This is a genomic window from Kitasatospora sp. NPDC048286, assembly GCF_043201735.1.
Taxonomy (GTDB): domain Bacteria; phylum Actinomycetota; class Actinomycetes; order Streptomycetales; family Streptomycetaceae; genus Kitasatospora.
In genome coordinates, this window is sequence record NZ_JBICZE010000003.1 from 321,862 (window position 1) to 342,574 (window position 20,713).

Genomic DNA, 20,713 nt, shown 5'->3' on the forward strand with positions numbered 1-20,713 from the left:
CCGGCCGTCGCCGGGGGCCAACGGGCTTACGGCAGCCAGTAGTTGCCGGAGACCACGATCATCGACTGGAGCTGGACGCTGCTCCCGTAGTAGAGGGAGGAGTCGATCGGCGTCGAGACCAGCTTGCCCCACAGGGCGTCGAGCCAGGCCTGGGAGTTGGGGTCGGTCATGGCGGTGACGGCGAACGGCGCGGTGAACGCCATGTCCTTGCCGGTGTCGAAGGCCGAGCCGTTGAGGTGGTAGCCGGTGACGACGCTGCCCGCGTTGCCGCCGGTCTTGGTCCTGATCCAGGAGTTCAGCTTGCGCGCCGAGGCGAGCGAGGCGGGGTCGCCGCTGGTCACGGCGTCGGCGCCGATCCGCCACGGGTCGCGGCAGGCGTTCCAGCCGTAGTCGCCGTCGTTGGGGCTCTCCAGGACCTGCCCGGCGGCGGGCTTGGGGGTGGTGTTGGTGTTGACCACGAAGTCGGCCAGCAGGCCGGTGCCGGAGGCGTACGTGGACTGCTGGGAGGTGATCAGGTTCTGGTGGGCGGTGCGGATGGTGTCCCAGGCGCTGTCGCCCGTCGCGGTCCTGAAGGCGCGGAAGTGGTCGATCATCCAGTCGGAGGAGCGGGTGACGTAGTACAGCGAGTCGCCGGAGCCGGACCAGTCGCCGAGCCGGGTCAGGTGGGTGGTCGGGTTGATCTCGCTGGCCTTGATCGCGTTGATGTGCCTGACCGCGAGGTCCTTGTAGTCGTACGTCCCGGTGGAGCCCCACTGCCGGTCGGCGAGCAGCAGCCCGTAGGCGACGTCGAGGTCCCCGTCGGTCGCCGAGTCGGAGCCGTTGACGCTCTTGCAGGAGGCGTCCTGTTCGGCGGCCAGCAGGTTGGCGTTGTTGACCGACGGGTGGGCGAGCATGTACTTCACCAGGCCGTCGAAGGCGGTCTTCGCGTTGGCGTCGGCGCCGGCCATCAGGGCGGTGATCACCATGCCGTAGCCCTGCCCCTCGGCCACGTACGGGTGGTCGGCGTCGGGGGAGATGACCTGGTACCAGCCGTTGCCGCAGTTCTGCTTCAGGAAGGCGGACTTCCAGGCGTTGTACTTGTCGATCACCTGCTGGTCGATGGTCGCCTGGGCGCCGCTCGGGCGCAGCGTGCCCGCCGCGTACGGGAAGGTGTGGCTGCCGAAGGGGACGTTCGGCGCGGCGGCGGCCGTGGCGCTCGTGGCGGGCAGCAGGGCCAGGACGGTGGGGGCCAGCACGGCGGTGGCGAGGGCACTCTTGAGTCGACGCATGTCTGCTCGATTCTCTGGTCGTGCGGGGAGTGCGGTTCAGGATCGCGATCCGACGAGGGCGCGTCAAGAGTCATAGTTAGGCAGGTTTCCGAAAGTCGACGGTCCGTCGGGACGCGGCGTCACTGGCGTGCCACTGGTGCACCATTGGGAAACTTTCCTAACCAAACTCATTGACCCTGGCGCCCGGTGCCCCGATTCTGTGAGGCATCCGACGGATCGACGAAAGTGAGTTGGCGTGCGCACGACCATTGGAGTCCGTCTCACCGCCCCGCTGCTGGTCGCCGCCCTCGGCCCGGCCGCCCTCCTGCTGGCCCCCGCGAGCTCCGCGACGGCGGCCCCCTCGGCCTCCGCCGCGACGGAGGCCTCCGCCGCGGCGGCCGTGCCCGGGATGGCCGCCGCGCCGTACGAGTACCTCGGCTGGGGCAACCCGCAGAAGCCGACCGACGTGATGAAGGCGACCGGCGTCAAGTGGTTCACCCTGGCCTTCATCCTCTCCGACGGCGGGTGCAACCCGAAGTGGGACGGCAGCCGGGCGCTCACCGGGGGCTCCGACGAGGCCGCCATCAAGTCGATCCGAGCGGCCGGCGGTGACGTCGTGATCTCCGTCGGAGGGTGGAGCGGGAACAAGCTCGGCGAGAAGTGCTCCAGCGCGAGCGCGCTGGCCGGCGCCTACCAGAAGGTGATCGACGCCTACCAGCTGAAGGCGCTCGACATCGACATCGAGAACACCGAGTTCGGCAACGCGACGGTCCGTCAGCGGGTGGTCGACGCGCTGAAGATCGTCAAGACCAGGAACCCCGGCATCGTCACCTACGTCACCCTGGGCACCACGCCGACCGGCCCGGACGCCAACGGCAAGGACCTGATCAAGCGGGGGGCGGCCGCGGGCCTGGCGAACGACGGCTGGGTGGTGATGCCCTTCGACTTCGGCGGGCACAGCGGCACCATGGGCCAGGCCACGGTCAGCGCGCTCGACGGGCTCAAGGCGGCGGTCAAGAGCGCCTACGGCTACACCGACGACGTGGCGTACCGGCACATCGGCGTCTCCTCGATGAACGGGAAGACCGACGAGGCGGGGGAGACCGTCACCACCGGCGACTTCCGCACCATCCTCGGCTACGCCCAGCAGCACCACCTCGCCCGCTTCTCCTTCTGGTCCGTCAACCGCGACCGCGCCTGCGGCTCCGGCACGGACGCCGACGCGTGCAGCGGCGTCGCGCAGTCCCCGTACGACTTCACCAAGATCGTCGTCCAGTACCAGGGCTGAGCCCTCCGGCGGGGGCGGCCCGCCGGGAGGAGCCGCCGGATCGTCCTTTGCGCCACCACCTCCCAGGTCCGCCCCCACACCCCGGAGCCACCCGTGTCCTCAGGCTTGACCCGAAGAATCGGCCTGTTCCAGGCCACCGCGATCAACATGAGCCAGATGTGCGGCATCGGGCCCTTCGTGACGATCCCGCTGATGGTCGCCGCCTTCGGCGGTCCGCAGGCCGTCATAGGCTGGGTCGCCGGCGCGCTGCTCGCCCTGGTCGACGGCCTGGTCTGGGCCGAGCTCGGCGCCTCGCTGCCCGGCTCCGGCGGCACCTACGTCTACCTGCGGGAGGCCTTCCAGTACCGCACCGGGCGGCTGATGCCGTTCCTGTTCGTCTGGACGGCGATGCTCTTCATCCCGCTGATCATGTCCACCGGGGTGCAGGGCCTGGTGCAGTACCTCGCCTACCTGTGGCCGGACATGACGACCCTTCAGGGCGACGTCGTCGGTGTCGCGGTGCTCGCCCTGGTCGTGCTGCTGCTGTGGCGCCGGGTCGAGGACATCAGCAGGATCACGGTCGCCATGTGGGGCGTGATGATCGTCTCGGTCGGCGCGGTGATCCTCGCCTCCTTCACCGACTTCCACCCCTCGCTGGCCTTCACCTGGCCCGCCCACGCCGTCGAGCTGACCCACGGGCAGTTCTGGATCGGCTTCGCCGCCGGACTGACCATCGGCATCTACGACTACCTCGGCTACAACACGGCCTCCTACCTGGGCGCCGAGATCAGGAACCCCGGCCGGGTCATGCCGCGCGCCATCGTCTTCTCGATCCTCGCCATCATGGCCATCTACCTGCTGATGCAGATCGGTGTCCTCGGCGTGATCGACTGGCATTCGATGCTGGACCCGGACGACGTCGCCTCCACGTCGGTCGCCTCCGCCGTCCTGGAGCGGACCTGGGGCAAGGGCACCGCCGACACCGTGACGGTGCTGATCCTGGTCACCGCCTTCGCCTCCGTCTTCGCGGGCCTGCTCGGCGGCTCCCGGGTGCCGTACGACGCGGCCCGCGACGGGATGTTCTTCCGCTCCTTCGCCAGGCTGCACCCCCGGCACGGCTTCCCGGTCCTCGGCCTGGTCGCCATGGGCACCGTCACCGCCGCCGGCTTCCTGTTCGCGCGGCACGTCGGCAGCTCCGCCGCGCACCCGCCGCTCAGCGTCCTGATCGCCCTGCTGACCAGCGTCATGGTGATCGTCCAGGCGCTCGCCCAGATCGCCGCCGTCACGGTGCTCCGCAAGCGGCAGCCGGACCTCGCCCGCCCGTACAAGATGGTGCTCTACCCGCTGCCGAGCATCCTGGCCGCCGTCGGCTGGCTGGTCATCTACGGCTACGCGGACAAGGCCAACGACGGTGTCCACCCCATCGAGTGGTCGCTGGCCTGGGTCGGCCTCGGCGGCCTCGCCTACCTGGTCTGGTCGAAGGTCGAGGGCGCCTGGCCGTTCGGCCCCAGGGAGATCCGCGAGGAGTACCTGGAGGCCCAGCGCGTCGAGGCGCGCTAGCCGTGTCCAGGGGCCCGGCGAACAGGGGTTCCGGTGTCCAGGGGCCCGGTGTCCCGGGCCCCTGGAGCGGTGCGGCCGGTCAGCCGGCCTCGGCCATCGCGCGGACCAGGCTCGCGGGCCGCATGTCCGTCCAGTTGGCCTCGACGTGGTCCAGGCACGCCTGGCGGGTGTCGGGGCCGTGGGCGACGGTCCAGCCGGCCGGTACCTCGGCGAAGGCGGGCCACAGGGAGTGCTGGTTCTCGTCGTTGACCAGCACCAGGTAGGTGCCGTCCGCGTCCTCGAAGGGGTTCGCCATGGGGTGTCTTCCTTTTCTCTGGGTGTTCCGGTGTACGTACGGGCGGCGGGTGGTCAGCCGTTCACCGCGGCCGTGCCGCCGGGCGCGTCGCCGGCCGCGTCGAGGGCGGTCGCCACGGCCCGGCCGATGACGGCCAGGGGGGCGGGCAGGGTCATGCCGTGGTGGTCGGCGGCGACGGCCGTGTCGACCACCCGCCCGGTGCAGTGGTCCCGCCACACCTCGGCGGTGGGCGCGGTGTCCGACCGACCATGATCGGCGGTGAAGAACAGCAGGTCGCCGTGGAACGTCGCCGGGGTGAACTTGTCCAGCAGAATCGTGCTGCGGACGAAGGTCTCCACGACGGCGGCGGCCTCGCGCTCGTCCAGGGCCCGCTCGTCCGACGAACGCTCGTCCCGCACCTGCTCGCCCGCCGGGCCGTCGAGCGTCCGCAGCAGCGTGCCGAGCAGCTCCCGGCGCAGCTCGGCGGTGTCCGGCCGGGCCACCGGGGTGCCGGGGTAGCAGTCCAGCACGGCCAGCAGGTCGACCCGCTCGCCCGCCGCCTGCAGCCGCGTGGCCATCGCATGGGCGACCGCGCCGCCGAAGGACCAGCCGAGCAGGTGGTACGGGCCGCTCGGCTGCACCGCGCGGATCCGGGCGACGTACTCGGCGGCCATCTCCTCGACGCTCCCCGGCAGGCCGTCCGTCTCCCGCAGTCCGCGCGCCTGGAGGGCGTACAGCGGCCGCTCGGCCGGCAGGTGCCCGGCCAGTCCGCGGAAGGACCAGCCGAGGCCGAAGCCCGGGTGGACGCAGAACAGCGGCGGCAGCGTGCCGCCCGTGCGCAGCGGCAGCAGCACGTCGAAGGGGTCGGCGGACGGTGCCTGCGGCTCCTGCGCGCCCAGTCGGGCGGCCAGCGCGGCGGGCGTCGGCGCCTCGAACAGGTCGCGGACGCCGGCCCGGTGGCCGAGCGCGCGCAGCCGGCCCGCCAGGCGGGTGGCGAGCAGGGAGTCGCCGCCGAGGCCGAAGAAGTCCTCCTCGACCCCGACCTCCGGCCGGCCCAGCGCCTGCGCGAACAGCTCGCACAGCTGCCGCTCGACGCCCTCGGCGGGCTCGCGTCCGGCCGGGCGCGGGCCCTCCTCCGGGGCGGGCAGTGCCCGCCGGTCCACCTTGCCGTTCGGGGTCAGCGGCAGCGCGTCCAGCAGCACCAGCGCGCTCGGCACCAGGTAGCCGGGCAGGTCCTCGGCGAGCTGCTTGCGCAGCACCCCGGGGTCGGGCCGCTCCTGCTCGGCCGGCACCAGGTAGGCCACCAGGCGCCGGTCGCCGGGCCGGTCCTCGCGGACCACGGCGCAGGCCCCGGCCACCGCCGGATGGGCGGTCAACGCGGCCTCCACCTCGCCGAGTTCGATCCGGAAGCCGCGCAGCTTCACCTGCTGGTCGGCGCGGCCGGCGAACTGCAGCTCGCCCTGCCCGGTCCACCGGGCGAGGTCGCCGGTGCGGTACATCCGGGCGCCGGGCGGGCCGTACGGGTCGGCGACGAAGCGCTCGGCGGTCAGCTCGGCGCGCCCCAGGTAGCCCCGGGCCAGGCCGGTGCCGGCCACGTACAGCTCGCCGACCGTGCCGGGCGGCACCGGGCGCAGCGCGCCGTCGAGCACCCGGATCCGGGTGTTGTCCAGCGGGCGGCCGATCGGCAGCGCCGCGCCGGGGTCGGTGACGGGGGCCAGGGCGGCGCGGGTGGCGAAGGTGGTCGTCTCGGTCGGGCCGTAGCCGATCACCACCCGGGTGCCCGGGCAGGCCCGCTGGACGGCGGCCACCGCCGCCGGTGACACCACGTCACCGCCGGCCAGGACCTCGCGCACTCCGCGCAGGGCCTGCGGCCGCTCCTCGGCGATCAGCGCGAACAGCCCGGCCGTCGCCCACAGCGCCGTCACCCGGTGGGCGGCCAGCACCTCGGCCAGCTCGGCGGGAGTGCGTGCTTCCGGCGGCGCCACCACGACGGTGCCGCCGGACAGCAGCGGCACCCACAGTTCGTAGGTGGAGGCGTCGAACGCGGGGGAGGAGTGCAGCAGTACCCTCCGGTGCGCCCCGCCCTGCCAGCGCCGGTCGGCGGCCAGCTCGGCGACGTTGCGGTGGGTGACCGCCACGCCCTTGGGCCGGCCGGTGGAGCCGGAGGTGTACATCAGGTAGGCCAGTGCGTCCGGCGGCACCGGGGCGGCCGGGCGGGCGGCCGGGCCGTCCGGCACCTCGTCGGCGAGCAGCGTCGGCAGACCGAGCAGGTCGGCCTCGGCGCGCAGCGCCCGGTCGGTGAGGACGACCCCGGTGCCGGTGTCGTCGAGGATCAGCCGCCGGTGCGCCAGCGGGTAGCGGGCGTCCAGCGGGACGTAGCAGCCGCCCGCCTTGAGTACGGCGAGGACGGCCACCACCAGGTCGGCGGAGCGGTCCATCAGCACGGCGACGGCGCTCTCCGGGCCGACGCCGAGCAGCCGCAGCCGCTCGGCGAGCCGGTCCGCCCGCTCGTCCAGCTCCCGGTAGCCGAGTTCGACCTCGCCGCAGACCACGGCCGGGGCGAAGGGCGTGCGGGCGGCCTGCGCCGCGAACAGCTCGGGCAGGCTGCCGGTCGGGGTCTCGGCGGCGGTGTCGTTCCAGGCGGTGAGCACGGTACGGGTGGTCGCCTCGTCCAGCAGGGCCAGCCGGCCGACCGGGAGCAGCGGGTCGGCGGCGAGGGCGGTCAGCACCGCGCGCAGGCCGGTGAGGATCCGTTCGGCGGTGGTCCGGTCGACCAGCGACGGCCGGTGGTCCACCCGCAGCCCGAGCCGCTCGCCGGGCAGGACGGCCAGGGTGACGGGGTAGTGGGTGCCGTCCAGGCCGTCCGCGCCGGTGATCCGCAGGCCCCCGCCGGGGGCCTCGGCGAGCGCGGACGGGTCCACCGGGTAGTTCTCGAACACGTAGGTGGTGTCGAAGAGTTCGCCGACCCCGGCGAGGCGCTGCAGCTCCGCCAGGCCCAGGTGCTGGTGGGCGAGCAGCGCCGACTGCTCCCGCTGGAGCCGCGCCAACAGGGCGGCCAGCGGTTCCGCCGGGTCGAGCCGCAGGCGCACCGGCAGGGTGTTGATCAGCAGGCCCACCAGCCGTTCCACGCCGGGCAGTTCGGCCGGGCGGCCGGAGACCACGGCGCCGAAGACGATGTCCTCGCGGCCGGTCAGCTGGGCGAGCACCAGGGCCCAGGCGCTCTGGAGCACGGTGTTGACGGTCACGCCCAGGCGGCGGGCGGCGGCCTCCACGGCGGCGGTGAGCTGCGGCGACAGCCGCTCGTGCAGCTGCTCGGGCAGCTCCGCCCCGGTCGGGCGCCCGGCCCCGGCCAGCAGGGTGGGCTCCTCGACCCCGGTCAGCGAGACCTGCCAGGCCTCCCGGGCGGCCGCCCGGTCCTGCCCGGCCAGCCAGTCGAGGTAGTCGCGCAGCGGTGTCGGGCGGGGCAGCCCGGACCCGCCGGTGCCGGTCCGGTACAGCTCGGCCAGCTCGCCGATCAGGACCCCGATCGACCAGCCGTCCCAGAGGATGTGGTGGTTGGTCAGTACCAGTGCGTGCCGTTCGGCGGCCAGGCGCACCAGGGCCAGGCGCAGCAGCGGCGGCGCGGCGAGGTCGAAGCGGCGGGCCCGCTCCTCGGCCCGCAGCCCGTCCAGCGCGCTCCGCTGCTCGGACTCCGGCAGGCCGCTCAGGTCGAGTTCCCGCCAGGGGAGTTCGACCTCGCGCGGGATCACCTGGAGCAGCCGGCCCTGGGTGGACTGCCGGAAGCCCGCCCGCAGGTGCGGGTGCCGCTCCAGCAGGCCGGTGGCGGCCCGGTGCAGCGCCGCGGCGTCCAGCGGCCCGACCAGCCGGAGCGCCAGCTGGGCGGTGTAGACGTCCGGGCCGCGCTCCTCGTAGCGGGCGTGGAAGTACAGGCCCTCCTGGAGCGGCGCGGGCGGCAGCACCTCGGCGAGCGGTTCGACGGCGAGCGCGTCCAGTTCGGCCTGGGTCAGCCCGGCCAGGGGCACGTCGGACGGGGTGAGCGCGTTCGCGCCCGGCTGCTCGGCGTAGGCGACGAGGTCGCGCAGCGCCTGGAACCAGAGCGTGCCGAGCTCGCGGACCTCGGCCTCGTCCAGGACGCCGGTGGCCCAGGTCCAGGCCGCGACCAGGGTCGGGCCCTCGGGCCGGTCCTCGGTGCGGGCGTTGACGGTCAGCGCCTGGGCCAGCGGGGCGTGCCGGTCCAGGCCGCCGTGCTCGGTGCCGACCGGCAGGGCCGACCACGGCGCCGCCGGTCCGTCCGGGGCGTCGCCGAAGCGGCCGAGGTAGTTGAACCCGAGCTGGGGGGTGGGGAGTTCGGCCAGGACGGCGGCGGTCGACGGGTCGAGGTGACGCAGCAGGCCGTGGCCGAGACCGTGGTCCGGCGCGGAGCGCAGCTGCTCCTTGACGGCCTTCAGTGCCTCGCCGAGGCCGCCGGCCCCCGGGTCCAGCCGGACCGGGTGCGCGGTGGTGAACCAGCCGACCGTACGGGAGAGGTCGACGCCTCCGGTGAACTCCTGGCGGCCGTGGCCCTCCAGTTCCACCAGCAGGCCGCCGCCGTGGCCGCCCCGGCGCCGGACGGCGAGGGCGAGGGCGGTCAGCAGGACGTCGTTGACCTCGGCGTGGAAGCGGGCCGGGACGCGGGACAGCAGCGGGGCGGTGACCTCGGCGGGCAGCGCGAGGTCGAGGCGGCCCGCGGTGTCCGCGGTGTCCCGCTCCGGGTCGAGCGGGCGGCTTCCGAGCAGGGCGTCCGGTTCGGCCGAAACGGCCTGCCAGTAGGGGAGTTCGGCGGTGCGTTCGGCGGCCTCCCGCCGGAGGAGGTGGGCCCAGTGGCGGAAGGAGGTGCCGGTGGGCTGGAGGGTCTCGCCGTGCCAGGCGGCGGCGAGGTCGGGCAGCAGGATGCGCCAGGAGACGCCGTCCACGACCAGGTGGTGGATCATCACCAGCAGTCGGCCGGGGGTGTCGGGGCCGGCGTCGAACCAGACCAGCTGCACCATCTCGCCGGCCGCCGGGTCGAGCCGGCCCTGGGCGGCGAGCACCTCGCGCCGGAGCAGCCCCGGCTGGTCGGCGGCGTCCGGGCCGGTGGCGTCGACCCGGGTGATCCGGGGTTCGGCGCTGCCGCGCGGCGGGACGTGCAGGGTCCAGTCGCCGCCTTCGGTGGTGACCAGCCGGGCGCGCAGCGCGTCGTGGTGGTCCAGCAGGGTGCGCAGCGCGCCGGTCAGGCGGTCGAGGTCGGCGCCCGCCGGCAGCTGCACCAGCATGGCCTGCTGGAAGCCGTCGATCCGGCCGCCGTGTTCGCGCAGCCAGTGCATGATCGGGGTGGCGGGGAGGTCGCCGGTGCCGTCGTCCCCGGTGGTGGCGGAGTCCACCTCCCGGGCGGCGAGGGCGAGTTCGGCGACGGTCTGACGGGTGAAGACGTCCCGGGCGGAGAAGACCAGACCGGCGGCGCGGGCCCGGGCGACCAGCTGGATGGAGGTGATGGAGTCGCCGCCCAGCTCGAAGAAGCCGTCGTCGACGCCGACCCGCTCCAGGCCGAGCAGCTCCGCGAACAGCGCGGCCAGCAGCTCCTCCCGCTCGCTGCCGGGGGCGCGCCCGGAGGCGGCCGCGGCGAAGTCGGGCGCGGGCAGCGCCCGGCGGTCCACCTTGCCGTTCGGGGTCAGCGGCAGCGCCGCCAGCACCACCACCGCGGCGGGGACGAGGTGCTGCGGCAGCCGCTCGGCCAGAGCGGCGCGCAGCGCGGCCGGGTCGAGGGCCGCGCCCTCGGCCGGGACGGCGTACCCGGTCAGCCGGCCCTCGCGGACCGCCGCCGCCGACTGCCGGACGGCCGGCTGGTCGGCCAACGCGGCCTCCACCTCGCCGAGTTCGATCCGGAAGCCGCGCAGCTTGACCTGGTCGTCGGTGCGGCCCAGGTAGTCGAGCGCGCCGTCCGCCGTCCAGCGCACCAGGTCGCCGGTGCGGTACATCCGGCTGCCGGGGGCGCCGAACGGGTCGGCGAGGAAGCGCTCGGCCGTCAGGCCGGGCCGGCCCAGGTAGCCGCGGGCCAGACCGTCACCGGCCAGGTACAGCTCCCCGGGCACGCCCGCCGGCACCGGCCGCAGCCGCGCGTCCAGCACGTACACCCGGGTGCCCCGGATCGGGCGGCCGATCGGCGGGGCGCCGGCGCCGGTGAGCGGCTCGCTCATGGTGGCGCAGACGGTCGCCTCGGTCGGGCCGTACGCGTTGACCAGACGCCGGCCGCGGGACCAGCGCTCGGCCAGGCCCGCCGGGCAGGCCTCGCCGGCGGTGACCAGGGTGGTCACCGAGGGCAGGTCCGCCGGGTCCAGCGCGGCGAGGGCGGCCGGGGGCAGCGTGACATGGGTGATCCGCTGCTCGGCGGCCAGCTCCACCAGCGGGGCGCCCGGGGCGAGCCGCTCCTGCGGGGCGATCACGGCGGTGGCCCCGGACAGCAGCGCCATCGCCAGCTCGGAGACGGCCGCGTCGAAGCTGGTCGAGGCGAACTGCAGCACCCGGCTGCCGGCCGTCACCGCGAAGCGCTCGATCTGCGCGGCGGCCAGGCCCGCCAGACCGTGGTGGGGCACCACGACGCCCTTGGGGCGCCCGGTGGAGCCCGAGGTGTAGATCACGTAGGCGGGGTGCGCGGGGAGCAGCGGCGTGCGGCGCTCGGCGTCCGTCAGCCCGTGGGCCGGCACGTCCGCGAGGTCGAGCGCGTCCAGGTCGAGGACCGGGACGCCGTGCGCCGGCAGCGCGGTGGCGCCGTCGGTCAGCAGCAGGGCCGCGGCCGAGTCCGTCAGCAGGTAGGAGATCCGCTCCGCGGGGTACGCCGGGTCCACCGGGAGGTAGGCCGCGCCCGCCTTGAGCACGGCGAGCAGCGCCACCGGGAACCGCTCGGAGCGGGGCAGCGCGATGGCGACGCGCTGCTCGGGGCCGAGGCCGAGCCCGACCAGGTGGCGGGCGAGCCGGTTGGCGGCGGCGTCCAGCTCCCGGTACGTCAGCTCCCGGCCCTCGCAGGCGACGGCGACGGCGGACGGGGTGCGGGCGGCCTGCGCCGCGAAGAGCTCGGGCAGGGTGGCCGGGGCGAGCGGCGCGCCGCCGGTGCCCCAGCCGTCCAGCAGCCGGGCGCGCTCGGGCCCGTCCAGCAGCTCGATCGCGCCGATCGGGGTGTCCGGCGCCGCGGTGACGGCCGTGAGCAGCCGGCGGAAGCGCTCGGCGAGCAGCTCGACGCTCGCGCGGTCGAACAGGTCGGTCGCGTACTCGAAGCTGCCCTCCAGGCCGGCCGGGCTGCCGTCCTCGGCGGTGAGTTCGCCCAGGCTGACCGAGAGGTCGAAGCGGGCCGCCACCGCGCCGGTGGCCACCGCCTCGGCCCGCAGCCCGGGCAGCTCCAGCCGGGGCCCGGCGTTGTTCTGCCAGGCGATCATGGTCTGGACGAGCGGGTGCCGGCCCATCGAACGGGCCGGGTTGACCGCCTCGACCACCTGCTCGAACGGGACGTCCTGGTGGGCGTAGGCGCCCAGCACGGACTCCCGCACCCGGCCGATCAGCTCGGCGAAGCTCGGGTCGCCGCTCAGGTCGGTGCGCAGCACCAGGGTGTTGACGAAGAAGCCGACCAGCTCGTCCAGCGCCTCGTCGGTGCGCCCGGCGACCGGGGTGCCGAGCGGCACGTCCTCGCCCGCGCCGAGGCGGGAGAGCAGGGCGGCCAGCGCCGCCTGCACCACCATGAAGACGGTCGCGCCGTGCTCGGCGGCCAGTTCGGTGAGCGACCGGTGCAGCGCGGCGTCGGTGGCGAAGCCGATCCGCTCGCCGCGGTGGCTCGCCACGGCGGGACGCGGCCGGTCGGTGGGCAGCTCCAGCTCGTGCGGGGCGCCGGCCAGCGCCTGCCGCCAGTAGTCGAGCTGGCGGCTCTGCAGGCTCTCCCCGTCCCGCTCCGAGCCCAGCAGCTCGCGCTGCCACAGCGTGTAGTCGGCGTACTGGACGGGCAGTGGCGCCCAGGCCGGGGCCGTGCCGGCGAGCCGGGCGGCGTAGGCGGCGGAGAGGTCCCGGGCCAGCGGGCCCATCGACCAGCCGTCGCCGGCGATGTGGTGCACCGTCAGCAGCAGCACGTGCTCCCGCGGGCCGGTGGCGAGCAGGGTGGCGCGCAGCGGCAGCTCGCGGGCGAGGTCGAAGCCGCGCCCGGCCGCGTCGGCGAGCAGGCCCGGCAGCAGCTCCGCCGTGGTCTCCACCACCTCCAGCCCGACCGGGGCGTCCGTGACCAGCTGCTCCGGCGTGCCGTCGGCGCCCTGCGGGAAGACGGTGCGCAGCGCCTCGTGGCGGGCGAGCACGTCGTCGAGCGCCCGGCCCAGCGCCGCGCGGTCCAGCGGGCCGGTGAGCCGGACGGCCAGCGGGATGTTGTAGGCGGCGCTGACGCCTTCGAGCGCGCCGAGGAACCAGAGCCGCTGCTGGGCGAAGGACAGCGGCAGCCGCTCGGGCCGCGCGGCGCGGCGGACGGCCGGGCGGACGGCCTGGCCGGCCTGCGGCGGCTGCTGCGCGAGGCGCTCGGCCAGCGCGGCGACGGTCGGCGCCTCGAACAGGGTGCGGACGGCGAGTTCGGCGCCGAGCACCGAGCGGATCCGGCTGACCAGCCGGGTGGCGAGCAGCGAGTGCCCGCCGAGGGCGAAGAAGTCGCCGTCCACCCCGACCTCGGGCAGGCCCAGCACCTCGGCGAACAGGGTGCACAGCTCCCGCTCGCACTCGGTGCGCGGCGCACGGCCGGCCGGGCCGGCGGGCAGCTCGGGCGCGGGCAGGGCGCGGCGGTCCAGCTTGCCGTTGCCGGTCAGCGGCAGCGCGGCCAGCTCGACCAGGGCGGCGGGCACCATGTAGCCGGGCAGGGTGGCGGCCAGGTGCTTCCGGACGGACTGCTCGCGGGCGGACTGCTCCGGGGCGGACTGCTCGTGGACGGACCGCTCCCGGACGGACTGCTCCTGGGCGGACTGCTCGTGGACGGACGCCGGGTCGGCGCCCTCGGCCGGCACCAGGTAGCCGACCAGGCGCTTGTCCCCGGGGCGGTCCTCGCGGACCAGCACGGCGGCCTGGCGGACGGCCGGGTGGCGCAGCAGCGCCGCCTCGATCTCGCCGAGCTCGATCCGGAAGCCGCGGACCTTCACCTGCTCGTCGGCCCGGCCGAGGTACTCCAGGCCGCCGTCGGCGGTGCGCCGGACCACGTCGCCGGAGCGGTACATCCGGGTGCCGGGCGCGCCGAACGGGTCGGCGAGGAAGCGCTCGGCGGTCAGCCCGGGGCGGCCGCGGTAGCCGCGGGCCAGGCCGGGCCCGGCCACGTACAGCTCGCCCGGCACACCGGCCGGGACCGGCCGAAGGGCGCCGTCCAGCACGTACAGGTCGAGGTCGGGCAGGGCGCGGCCGATCGCGCTGACCGCGTCGGCGGCGGTGGCGCGGGCCGGGTCGAGCGGGTGGTGGGCGGCGTGCACGGTGGTCTCGGTGATGCCGTACATGTTGACCAGGCTCGGGCCGTCCGCCGGGTGCTCGCGGTACCAGTCCGCCAGGCGGCCCGGGTCGAGGGCCTCGCCGCCGAAGACGACGGTGCGCAGGCCGGCGATCGCGCCGGTGCGGTGCTCGCGCTCGGCGTCGAGCAGCTGGTAGAAGGCGGACGGGGTCTGGTTGAGCACCGTCACCCGCTCGCGCCGCAGCAGCTCCAGCACCTCGGCGGGGGAGCGGCTGACCAGGTGGGGCACGACGACCAGCCGGCCGCCGTGCAGCAGCGGGCCCCAGAGTTCCCAGACCGAGAAGTCGAAGGCGTAGGAGTGGAACAGCGTCCAGACGTCCTGCGGGCCGAAGCCGAACAGCGGCTCGGTGGTGGTGAGCAGCCGGACCACGTTGCGGTGCGGGACGGTGACGCCCTTGGGGCGGCCGGTGGAGCCGGAGGTGTAGATGACGTACGCCGGGTGCGCGGCCAGCAGCGGGGAGCGCAGCTCGGCGTCGGTCAGGTCGGCGTCGCCCGCGCGGCCCGGGCTGTCAGGGCTGTCCGGGCCGTCCGGGCCGTCCGCGTCGAGCAGGACGACGGGCACGGCGGACGCGGGCAGCCGTTCGGCGGTGGCCGCGTCGGTGAGCAGCAGGGCCGGGGCCGCGTCGGCGAGGATGTAGGCGGTCCGCTCGGCCGGGGAGTCCGGGTCCACCGGGACGTAGCCGGCGCCGGACTTGAGGACGGCGAGCAGCGCGACCACCAGGTCGGCGGAGCGCGGCAGGGCCAGTGCCACGGTCCGCTCGGGCCCGGCGCCGAGCGCGACCAGGCGGCGGGCGAGCCGGTTGGCGGCGGCGTTCAGCTCCCGGTAGGTCAGCTCGCGGCCCTCGCAGGTGACGGCGACGGCGGACGGGGTGCGGGCGGCCCGGGCCTCGAAGAGCCGCGGCAGGGTGGCCGGGTCCGGCGCGGCCTGCGGGCGGGTCGCCGGCAGGACGGCGGCGCGCTCGGTGGGGGTGAGCAACTCCAGACGACCGGTGGGCAGTTCGGCGTCGGTGACGAAGGCCGACAGCACCCGCTCGATCCGGGCCGACAGCTGTTCGGCGCCGGCCCGGTCGAAGAGGTCGGGCCGGTAGGCGAGCCGGAGGTCCAGGCGCGGGCCGGGGATCACCACCAGGGTGAGCGGGTAGTGGGTGGCGTCCTGGATGCCGGCCGAGGAGATCCGCAGCCCGTCGGCGGGGGCGGCCAGCGCCTGCGCGTCCACCGGGTAGTTCTCGAAGGCCAGGGCGGTGTCGAAGAGTTCACCGAGACCGGTCCAGCCGCTGATCTCGGCCAGGCCGACGTGCTGGTGCGCCAGCAGGACGGACTGCTCCTGCTGGAGCCGGTCGATCAGCCGCCCCAGCGGCTCGGCCGGGGTGGTGCGCAGCCGGACCGGCAGGGTGTTGATCAGCAGACCGACCATCCGCTCCACGCCGGGCAGTTCGGCCGGGCGGCCGGAGACCACCGCGCCGAAGACCACGTCCTCGCGGCCGGTGTGGTGGGCCAGCACCAGGCCCCAGGCGGCCTGCAGCACCGTGTTGACGGTGACGCCCCGGCGGCGGGCGGCGGCGGTCAGGCGCTCGGTGAGCTCGGCGGGCAGCAGGGTCCGCAGCCGCTCGGGCAGCACGGCCGGGCCGTGGTCGCCGCCCGCCACCAGGGTCGCCTCCTCGACCCCGGCGAGCGCGGTGCGCCAGGCGGCGCGGGCGGTGTCCGCGTCCTGGGCGGCGGCCCAGGCGAGGTAGTCGCGCAGCGGCGCGACCCGGGGCAGATCGGCGTCGCCGTCCGCCCGGTAGAGGGTGAACAGCTCCTCGACGAGGACGCCCACCGACCAGCCGTCCCACAGGATGTGATGGTTCGTCAGTACCAGGGCGTGCTGCTCCTCGGCCAGCCGGACCAGGACGACGCGCAGCAGCGGCGCCGTGGCGAGGTCGAAGCGGCGGCCGCGTTCCTCGGTGCGCAGCTCCTGGAGCGCGGCCTCCCGGGCCGGCTCGTCGAGGCGGGTGAGGTCCACCTCCCGCCAGGGCAGCTCGACCTCGCGCGGGATCACCTGTACCGCCCGGCCGTCCGGCAGGGTCCGTACGGCGGCGCGCAGTTGCGGGTGGCGCTCCAGCAGGGCGGCGGTCGCCGCGCGCAGCCGGGCGGCGTCCAGCGGGCCGTCCAGGCCGAGGGCCAGCTGGGTGGTGTAGACGTCCGGGCCCTCGGTGTCGTAGCGGGCGTGGAAGTAGAGGCCCTCCTGGAGCGGGGCCAGCGGCAGGACGTCGGCGAGCGGCTCGACGGCCGCCCGCCCGGTGGCGGGGTGCCCGGCGGCCAGGTGGTCGAGGTCGGCCTGGGTGACGCCGGCCAGCGGGACGTCCGAGGGCGTCAGCCCGCCCGCCCCCGGCTGTCGGGCGTGCTCCGCGAGCGCCGCCAGCGCGTCGAACCAGGCCCGGCCCAGCGCGCGGGCCTCGGTCTCGGTGAGCGCGCCCTCGGCCCAGGTCCAGGCGGCGGTCAGCCGCGGGCCGCTCTCGCAGTCCTGCGTCCAGGCGTTGACGGTGACGGCGTGGGCGGCGGCGCCCGGCTCGACGCCCTCGGCGGCGAGCTCGGGGGCCGGGGACCAGTCGGCGCCGGCGGGGTGGCCGGCGGAGATCCGGCCGAGGTAGTTGAACCCCAGCTGCGGCGTGGGCAGTTCGGCCAGGACCGGGGCGGTGGCGGGGTTGAGGTGGCGCAGCAGCCCGTAGCCGAGGCCGTGGTCCGGCAGGGCGCGCAGCTGTTCCTTGACGGCCTTCAGCGCGGCGCCCGGCTCGGTGGTGCCCGGCTCCAGCCGGACCGGGAAGGCGGTGGTGAACCAGCCGACTGTGCGGGAGAGGTCGACGTCCTCGGCGAACTCCTCGCGGCCGTGGCCCTCCAGCTCGATCAGCACCCCGCCGGTGCGCTCGCGCACCCGGTTGACGGCCAGCGCGAGGCCGGTCAGCAGTACGTCGTTGACCTCGGCGTGGAACAGTGCCGGCAGGGTGGTCAGCAGCGGCGTGGTGAGCTCGGCGGGCAGGGTCAGCTCCACCCGGCCGGCGGTGGCGGCACCCGGCGCCGGCTGGGCGAACAGCGGCTCCTCCGCGGCCGGTACGCCCTGCCAGTAGGGGAGTTCGGAGGTGCGGCGGTCGGCCTCGGCGGTCAGCAGCCGGGCCCAGCCGCGCAGCGAGGTGGCGACGGGCTGCAGCTCGCCGCCCTGCCAGGCGGTGGCCAGGTCGGGCAGCAGTACCCGCCAGGAGACGCCGTCCACCACCAGGTGGTTGGCCGTCACCAGCAGGCGGCCGGGGGTGTCGGGGCCGGCGTCGAACCAGACCACCTGCAGCATCACCCCGGCGCGCGGGGCCAGCCGGGCCCGGGCGGCCCGGGCCTGGGCCGTGACGGCGGCCCGCAGCTCCTCGGGCCCGGCGCCGGTCACCTCGACCCGGGTGACGCAGCCCGCGGCCCGCACCTCGCCGCTCGGCGGCACGTGCAGCGCCCAGGTGCCGTCGGCGGCGGTGACCAGTCGGGCGCGCAGGGCGTCGTGGTGGTCGAGCACGGTCTGGACGGCGGCGGTCAGCCGCTCCGGGCCGAGGTCGGCGGGCACCTGGAGCAGCACCGCCTGGTGGAAGCCGTCCACCTCGCCGCCGCGCTCGCGCAGGGCGTGCAGGATCGGCAGCGCGGGCGCCTCGCCCAGCGCGGCCTCGCCGTCGGCGGCCACCGCCTCCTCGGCGCCGCGCGCCACCTGGGCCAGCTCGGCGACCGTCTGCCGGGTGAAGACGTCCCGGGCGCTGAACACCAGCCCGGCCTTGCGGGCGCGGGCGACCAGCTGGATGGAGGTGATGGAGTCGCCGCCCAGCTCGAAGAAGCCGTCGTCGATGCCGACCTCGGCGCGGCCGAGCACCTGGCCGAACAGGCCGGCGAGCAGTTCCTCGCGGGCGGTGCGGGCGCCGCGGCCGGGGGCGGCGGGGCCGAAGTCGGGGGCGGGCAGGGCGCGGCGGTCGACCTTGTCGTTGGGGGTCAGTGGGAGGGTCTCCAGCAGCACGACCGCGCTCGGCACCATGTACTCGGGCAGCGCCTCGCCGAGGTGCGCGCGCAGTTCGGCCGCGTCCACGGCGGCTCCCGGCGCGGGCACCGCGTAGCCGACCAGGCGCTTGTCCCCGGGGCGGTCCTCGCGGACCACCACCACGGCCCGGGCCACCGCCGGGTGGGCGGCCAGGACGGCCTCGACGCCGCCCAGTTCGATCCGGAAGCCGCGGATCTTCACCTGCTCGTCGGCCCGGCCGACGAAGGCCAGCACGCCTCCCCCGGCCTCCGGCTGGGGGGACCCCAACGGCTCCCGGCGCACCAGGTCTCCGGTGCGGTACATCCGGGAGCCGGGCGGGCCGTACGGGTCGGCGACGAAGCGCTCGGCGCTCAGCGCGGGCCGGTTCAGGTAGCCCCGGGCGGTGCCGATGCCCGCGAGGTACAGCTCCCCGGTGACGCCGGCCGGGACCGGCCGCAGCGCCGCGTCCAGCACGTACGCCTGGGTGTTGTCGAGCGGGCGGCCGATCGGCATGGCGCCGGGCTCGGTGCCGTCCACCAGGTGGGTGGTGCCGAGCATGGTGACCTCGGTCGGGCCGTAGCCGATCACCACCGAGGTCTCCGGGCTCACCGCGCGGACCCGGGCGACGGCGGTCGGGGAGACCACGTCGCCACCGGTGAGGATCTCGCGCACGCCCCGGAAGCACTCCGGTCGCTCCTCGGCGACCAGCCCGAACAGGCCGGCGGTGACGAACACCCCGGTGACGCCGTACTCGCCGAGCAGGCGCTCCAGGTCCTGCGCGGACAGCAGGCCGTCCGGGGCGACGACCAGCCGGCCGCCGGCCAGCAGCGGCACCCACAGCTCGGCGGTGGAGGCGTCGAAGGAGTACGGGGCGTGCAGCAGCACGCGCTCGTAGGCGCCGCCGAGGAAGCGGCGGTCGGTGGCGAGGGCGACCACGCCCTCGTGGGTGGCGGCCACGCCCTTGGGGCGGCCGGTGGAGCCGGAGGTGTACATCACGTAGGCGAGCCGGTCCCCGGCGGCCGGGACGTCCGGGGCGCTCGCGTCGCCCTCGGCGGGCACCTCCTCGACCACCACGACGGGCAGCGCGCCGCTCTCGTCCAGGCCGCGGGCCTCCTCGGCGAGGGCGCGGTCGGTCAGCAGCACCCGGGCGGCGGTCTCGGCGAGGATGTGCCGGCGGTGGGCGAGCGGGTAGCGGGAGTCCAGCGGCACGTAGAAGCCGCCGGCCTTGACCACGGCGAGGATCGCCACCACCAGGTCGGGGGAGCGGCGCAGCAGCAGCGCGACGCCGGTCTCCGGGCGCACGCCCCGCTCGACCAGGTGGCGGGCCAGGCGGTTGGCCCGGGCGTCCAGCTCGCGGTAGCTGAGCTCGCCGCCGTCGAAGAGCAGGGCGACGGCGTCGGGCGTCTCGGCCACCCGGGCCTGGAACAGCTCGGCCAGGGTGCGGCCGGGCAGTTCGGCGGAGGTCTCGTTGCAGGCGACGACCAGGCGGTGCTCCTCCTCGGCGTCCAGCAGCCGCAGCCGGCCCACCGGCAGCTCCGGGTCCGCGGCGAAGTCGCCGAGCAGGTCCGCGAGTCGGGCGAGCAGCCGGCGGGCGGCCGGCTCGTCGAAGAGGTCCGGCCGGTGGTCCAGCCGCAGGCTGAGCCGGGCGCCGGGGACGACCGCGAGGTTGAGCGCGTAGTGGGTGGCCTCCCGGCTGTCCGCGGCGGTCACCCGCACCGCCGAGGAGGCCGTGGACAGCGACTGGGCGTCCAGCGGGTAGTTCTCGAACACCACGTTGGTGTCGAAGAGTTCGCCCAGCCCGCCCCAGCGCTGCACCTCGGACAGGCCGACGTGCTGGTGCGCCAGCAGCGCCGACTGCTCGGCCTGCAGCCGGGTGATCAGCGCGGCGACCGGCTCGGCCGCGGCGGTGGACACCCGCACCGGCAGGGTGTTGATGAACAGGCCGACCATCCGCTCCACGCCGGGCAGCTCCGGCGGGCGGCCGGAGACGGTCGCGCCGAACACCACGTCCGCGCGGCCGGTCAGCCGGGAGACCAGCAGGCCCCAGGCGGCCTGCACCACGGTGTTGACGGTCACGCCCAGGCGGCGGGCCAGCGCGCCCAGTTCGGCGGTGGTCGCCTCGGCGAGGTCGCGCTCCACACGCCCGGGCAGCACGGCGGCGCGCTCGTCCCGGTCCTGGGCGGGCGCCACCAGGCTCGGCTCCTCCAGCCCGGCGAGCGCCGAGCGCCAGGCTGTCTCGGCGGCGCCGCGGTCCTGGGCGGCCGCCCAGGCCAGGTAGCTCTTGTACGGGGCGACCCGCGGCAGCCCGGTGGCGTCCCCGCCGCTCTGGTAGAGCGCGAACAGCTCGCCCATCAGCAGGGCGTTGGACCAGCCGTCCCACAGGATGTGGTGGTGGTTGAGGATCAGCACGTGCCGTTCGGCGGCCAGCTTCAGCAGCAGGAAGCGCAGCGCGGGCGGCTTGGCCAGGTCGAAGCGGCGCTCGCGGTCCTCGGCGCGCAGCCGCTCGGCCTCGGCGGCCTGCTCGCCGGCGGGCAGGTGGGTGAGGTCGACCTCCTGCCAGGGCAGCTTGATCCGGCGCGGGATCACCTGCACCGCCTTGCCCGAATCCGCCTGGCGGAAGGCCGCCTTGAGGTTCGGGTGGCGCTCCAGCAGGGCGAGCCCGGCGGCCTGCAGCGCGGCCGCGTCCAGCGGGCCGTCCAGTTGCAGGGTGAGCTGGGAGGAGTAGACGTCGACGCCCTCCTCCTCGAACCGGCTGTGGAAGAACAGCCCTTCCTGGAGCCGCGAAAGCGGGAGGATGTCCTGGATACGTGCGTTAACCATGGTG

The 20,713-nt window shown here is 75.6% G+C and carries 5 protein-coding genes; 2 read left to right on the forward strand and 3 right to left on the reverse strand.

Translation table 11 applies throughout. The features are described 5' to 3' along the window. Positions 1–26: 26 nt before the first annotated feature. Positions 27–1,268, reverse strand: a complete 1,242-nt coding sequence (locus tag ACGF13_RS09075) for a glycosyl hydrolase family 8 (protein ID WP_392870777.1) — start codon at positions 1,266–1,268, stop codon at positions 27–29. A 235-nt stretch (positions 1,269–1,503) separates the two neighbouring features. On the opposite strand from ACGF13_RS09075, the gene ACGF13_RS09080 reads away from it, so the two are divergent. Together ACGF13_RS09080 and ACGF13_RS09085 are read left to right on the forward strand one after the other, a co-directional pair. Next, positions 1,504–2,535, forward strand: coding sequence for a chitinase (locus tag ACGF13_RS09080; protein WP_392870780.1), 1,032 nt, complete (start codon positions 1,504–1,506; stop codon positions 2,533–2,535). A gap of 105 nt (positions 2,536–2,640) precedes the next feature. Continuing rightward, positions 2,641–4,074 (forward strand): APC family permease, encoded by a 1,434-nt coding sequence (locus tag ACGF13_RS09085; protein WP_392870783.1) that lies wholly within the window; start codon positions 2,641–2,643, stop codon positions 4,072–4,074. A 79-nt stretch (positions 4,075–4,153) separates the two neighbouring features. Here ACGF13_RS09085 and ACGF13_RS09090 read toward each other — a convergent pair whose 3' ends face one another. Together ACGF13_RS09090 and ACGF13_RS09095 are read right to left on the reverse strand one after the other, a co-directional pair. Beyond that, entirely contained in the window at positions 4,154–4,369 is a 216-nt protein-coding gene (locus tag ACGF13_RS09090) for an MbtH family protein (protein ID WP_392870786.1), read from the reverse strand. Between the two features lie 53 nt (positions 4,370–4,422). After that, complete coding sequence (locus ACGF13_RS09095) at positions 4,423–20,709, reverse strand: amino acid adenylation domain-containing protein (RefSeq protein ID WP_392870789.1); 16,287 nt, start codon at positions 20,707–20,709, stop codon at positions 4,423–4,425. Between the last annotated feature and the right edge of the window lie 4 nt (positions 20,710–20,713).

Bases quoted from the DNA above. Each gene is read 5' to 3' on its own strand.
- ACGF13_RS09095 (WP_392870789.1), bottom strand. From the start codon at position 20,709: ATGGTTAACGCACGTATCCAGGACATCCTCCCGCTTTCGCGGCTCCAG.
- ACGF13_RS09075 (WP_392870777.1), bottom strand. From the start codon at position 1,268: ATGCGTCGACTCAAGAGTGCCCTCGCCACCGCCGTGCTGGCCCCCACC.
- ACGF13_RS09090 (WP_392870786.1), bottom strand. From the start codon at position 4,369: ATGGCGAACCCCTTCGAGGACGCGGACGGCACCTACCTGGTGCTGGTC.